The 3,894-nt window shown below is 56.0% G+C and carries 6 protein-coding genes; all 6 read left to right on the top strand.

The genetic code is table 11. The features are described from left to right. Nucleotides 1-832 precede the first annotated feature (832 nt). The 6 genes from ACIPRS_RS18800 (at nt 833) to ACIPRS_RS18775 (ending at nt 3,703) form a co-directional block, all read left to right on the top strand. Nucleotides 833-1,270 carry a hypothetical protein gene (locus tag ACIPRS_RS18800; protein WP_446539645.1) on the top strand — a complete coding sequence of 146 codons (438 nt, stop codon included), beginning with the start codon at nt 833-835 and terminating at the stop codon, nt 1,268-1,270. Between the two features lie 427 nt (nt 1,271-1,697). Beyond that, on the top strand, nt 1,698-2,081 hold the full coding sequence (locus ACIPRS_RS18795) for a hypothetical protein (protein WP_192202777.1): 384 nt from the start codon (nt 1,698-1,700) through the stop codon (nt 2,079-2,081). Between the two features lie 68 nt (nt 2,082-2,149). Beyond that, on the top strand, nt 2,150-2,368 hold the full coding sequence (locus ACIPRS_RS18790; protein WP_446539644.1) for a hypothetical protein: 219 nt from the start codon (nt 2,150-2,152) through the stop codon (nt 2,366-2,368). Nucleotides 2,369-2,462: 94 nt separating this feature from the next. Beyond that, entirely contained in the window at nt 2,463-2,675 is a 213-nt protein-coding gene (locus ACIPRS_RS18785; protein ID WP_446539643.1) for a hypothetical protein, read from the top strand. Nucleotides 2,676-2,819: 144 nt separating this feature from the next. Beyond that, nucleotides 2,820-3,200, top strand: a complete 381-nt coding sequence (locus tag ACIPRS_RS18780; RefSeq protein WP_192202772.1) for a hypothetical protein — start codon at nt 2,820-2,822, stop codon at nt 3,198-3,200. A gap of 71 nt (nt 3,201-3,271) precedes the next feature. Further along, the gene (locus ACIPRS_RS18775; protein ID WP_446539642.1) at nt 3,272-3,703 is read left to right on the top strand and encodes a hypothetical protein; all 432 of its coding nucleotides are present in this window, start codon (nt 3,272-3,274) and stop codon (nt 3,701-3,703) included. Nucleotides 3,704-3,894 lie beyond the last annotated feature (191 nt).

The raw sequence follows: 3,894 nt of genomic DNA, 5'->3' as shown, positions 1-3,894 counted from the left end.
CAGGCGAGGACAGGGTTTTTGTGAGGCTGTCTCCATCGGTGCTCGTTACCCAGCAGATCGGGGATGGCACCTAACAATTCATTCAAGCCGAACCCGCTTCGCGGGTCGGCTTAATTCTGGTGTTAGGGCTCATGGGAAGGACTTGTGGCTCGTCAATGCATCGGACGCAACTGCTCGCAAGTGAGATCGCGGTCTGTTTCTACTTCTTTACCGAGTTCTCCCCTGGCGTCATCCAGGAGTGGACGGACGGTGAGCCTATCGGACAAACCGCGCTCTGCCCGCACTGCGGCATCGACGCTGTCGTCGGATTCAATGGCCCAGTAGATGCAGCATGGGTGACCGAAGCACACAACCGGGGTTTCAACTAGCATGAGCCCTAACAATTCATTCAAGCCGAACCCGCTTCGCGGGTCGGCTTAATTCAGGCGTTAGAGCCCACGTGAGAAATGTTCGGCCCTGGTTCAATGCATGCTTCTTCTGGCTACCCATAGCGGTCATGCTGCTACTCAATCCTGGGCGCAACGGGATAAACATTCCGCAATTTTCAGTTCTCGCCTTGCTCACACTAACTGCTTGCGGTATTTCGATGATGTTCCACTCGGTCGTAGCATTGATTCAGCCCAAAGGTATGAGTTCCGCTTTTTCCCAAGACCCAGCTAAAACACGCCACATGATGCAGTTTCTCTTGTCATTCCTATTCGGAGTCATGGCAATTTACTATGCGGCCCAAGGCGCCGGATTCACGGGATATGGGCTCTAACAATTCATTCAAGCCGAACCCGCTTCGCGGGTCGGCTTAATTCCGGTGTTAGGTGCCGGAAAATAGAGCAAGATGACTGAACTCTCAGTACAACAGCATGTCTTGTTTCTTTCGGGCTACCTCGACGCTGTCGCCAGATCAGTCACGACTGACGCAGTCCTCTGCAATCTCTCTGCCACTTTCTCAGAACCAGGCGACAGTCTCGGTCACGCTCATGGCGACAACATGATCGACAACTGGAGCATAGAGTTTGGTTCTTTTGTTGAGAGCTTCCTCGGCATTAGCCAGCGCTCTCGGATTGGCTTTTACCTGGTCGATTACATCTGTTGGCTTAGTGAGTTCACGGCCGGGGCCAGATGCTATAAAAGTGTTGGCGACGCCCCGGGACAATCGGTGATCTACCAGGTGGAGTGGCCGGACGGCAGCGGCGTTGTCATAGCCGCCGACAGGCATCACCGGCCGGCACCTAACAATTCATTCAAGCCGAACCCGCTTCGCGGGTCGGCTTAATTCAGGTGTTAGGCCGCTATGGAAGCTCATCGTGTAACTCTCAGAGACGGCACCGATGCAACTTTGTACCGCTCGGAGTCTGGGAGCTGGGCTTGCCCAGTGTGCGGCAGTGTCGAGCTCGCCGAGCAGCCCTACTACAGCGACGGTAGCGCCTCATTCGCTATGTGTAGCTGCGGTTTCGAGTTCGGCTTTGACGACGACCCTGGGGCTTCCGCAGAGGCAGATCCTTCAGTCGCTGCAAACTGGACTAAGTGGCGCACTCGTTTTCTGCGCAAGCTCAAACCTCACCCACAGGCGTTGGCGCAGGTTGCTGACCGGTTGCGGGCAATTGGGGTGGTCGCGTGATCAGTCGGGCGCGGCCTAACAATTCATTCAAGCCGAACCCGCTTCGCGGGTCGGCTTAATTCAAGGTGTTAGGTGCCGCATCATGCTCAGTGGCAATCGCAAATCTCTCGCAATAGGAGCTGCACTTTTCGTAACGGGACAGCTCATAGCTGGTGTGCTCGTCGCTCGAGCTGGCACTTCCTCTGGCGGCGGCACCCTGGCCAACGGCGCCTGGCTGCTCATTCAATTTTCTAGCTACATCATTGCCATTCTGACTGGAGTCGCTGCTGCTCGCCTCGCAGCAGATAAACCTATTGGTACCGGTGTATTAGCAGTTGTACTAGGCACAGCCGTTCTTCTAGTTCCAGCCGTTGCAACAGAGCGTCAGAGCTTCGCGTCAGCCATGATTGCAGCAGTAATGTTTTCGTTTTTCGGGTGGCTGGGCGCTGTCTTTGGCAAATACACGCGCGCCCAAGGCGGCACCTAACAATTCATTCAAGCCGAACCCGCTTCGCGGTTCGGCTTAATTCAGGCGTTAGGCGGCAAGAGAGAACTATGGCGACTCAAGTTCAACTGTCGGACGACGAGGCTCTGGTGCTGTTTGAGTTGCTTTCGTCTGGCAAGCTCGCGTCGGTCACGGACACGGCAGAGGAGCATGCTTTGAGCGTGGTTCTCGCCAGTTTGGAGAAGCAACTGATCACTCCGTTCGCCTCTGACTACGGGGATCAACTGGCAGCGGCAAGGTCCTCCCTGGTGGACCGCTATGGCGGCTAGGCTGCTGGCGGTGCCGCCTAACAATTCATTCAAGCCGAACCCGCTTCGCGGGTCGGCTTAATTCCGGTGTTAGGTGTGCCTTGGAGAGAAGGTCATGGCCATTGTCTTCATAGTCTTTGCAATCGGCCTCGCCTTTGCCGCGTATCGCACGACTGATAAGTTTGTCCGCATCTTCTGCACAATTTTCTGCTTGCTGAACCTCGCGGGCGCAGCAACTGCTATCTACAAGCATGACCCGTACGCGTTCAAACTCCGCCCCAATGACGGCGAGTACGATCCCAACTACCGGCGTGATGGCCGCCGTTAGTGCTGCGGTCGGCACACCTAACAATTCATTCAAGCCGAACCCGCATCAGGTTCGCTAACTTCGGTTGGTTCTGGGTAATATCGACTTCGGTGCCAATCCAGTGCGGGTCGGCTTAATTCAGGCGTTAGCCCCTTGGGAGACTCCATGCGCAAGATACTTCTCGCTTCGGTAATTGCACTGCTGACAGCCTGCTCTGCTGGCTCACAGCACCAAGACCACACGCTACCCAACGGGCAAGTGATCAAGCTCATAGGAATCACCAAGATGTTCTCCACCAACGGCAAGAACAAGTGGCTCGTTCTTAACTATCAAACTGACCTGCCGATGTCCGACAAGTCAGCCCTGGGGAAGGAGGCCGATGAAATATGGGTCTTCTTCAAGAATGACGTTGAGCAGGCTGGGATGAGTGAGGCTGCTATCGTGGCCCACAGCCGCCCTACCGGCTTCATCATCCAAGAGTCAAAGACCCAAGGCTTCTCGTATGAGAAGCTCGCAGATGGAAGTTGGTCTCGTGGCGGGGGCTAACAATTCATTCAAGCCGAACCCGCTTCGCGGGTCGGCTTAATTCAGGCGTTAGGCGGCAAGGCGAAACTATCGTGAACTCAAAGTACCGCCAAGCAATGTTTTTTGCCTTCTCACTTCCGGTCGCGCTCTTCGTCCTGTTTCCTTTCGCGGTTGTGCTGCTTGCGGGCCCGCGAGAGTCCAGCCAGTTAGTCGACGGCATGGGGGCCCTCCTTGGGCTTCTGTTGCCTATTTATTCCGTTGGGCTTCTTTTGGCACCTTGGGCAGGCCGGCGCATCGAAACAAAAAAAGGCCCCGCTTTTCTCATGGCGGCAGCCGCGGCGCTTTCGCCGGCCATCCTGTTTACGGCCTTGGCGGCCATCCGGGGCAACTTGGGCCTGTCTCTTGGCGCTGCCGGGTTCTTTGCTTTCTTCGCGCTGCCAGCGTCGGTGCTAGGAGCGCTGCTGTTTATAGGTACTTGCGAGCGCTTGAACGCGTCCGGCCCAAGCCCAGTTAAGCGAGCGTAGTTTGGTATGTTGCCGCCTAACAGTTCATTCAAGCCGAACCCGCTTCGCGGGTCGGCTTAATTCAGGTGTTAGGGCCCTCATGGCACTTTCCTTCTTAGCCAACCTGTTAGGCCACCGGCTTCGTGCCGGTAACCGGGTTCGGTTAGATGGCGGCTACGACATGGAGCCGAAATGGCTCAATGGCCGGATCG

It is taken from the genome of Pseudoxanthomonas sp. LARHCG66 (assembly GCF_052871755.1).
This window is presented reverse-complemented; position numbering and strand designations above follow the sequence as displayed.

Excerpts from the sequence above, each read along its gene's own strand:
- ACIPRS_RS18800 (WP_446539645.1), top strand. The coding sequence starts at position 833 with ATGACTGAACTCTCAGTACAACAGCATGTCTTGTTTCTTTCGGGCTAC.
- ACIPRS_RS18795 (WP_192202777.1), top strand. The coding sequence starts at position 1,698 with ATGCTCAGTGGCAATCGCAAATCTCTCGCAATAGGAGCTGCACTTTTC.
- ACIPRS_RS18790 (WP_446539644.1), top strand. The coding sequence starts at position 2,150 with ATGGCGACTCAAGTTCAACTGTCGGACGACGAGGCTCTGGTGCTGTTT.
- ACIPRS_RS18785 (WP_446539643.1), top strand. The coding sequence starts at position 2,463 with ATGGCCATTGTCTTCATAGTCTTTGCAATCGGCCTCGCCTTTGCCGCG.
- ACIPRS_RS18780 (WP_192202772.1), top strand. The coding sequence starts at position 2,820 with ATGCGCAAGATACTTCTCGCTTCGGTAATTGCACTGCTGACAGCCTGC.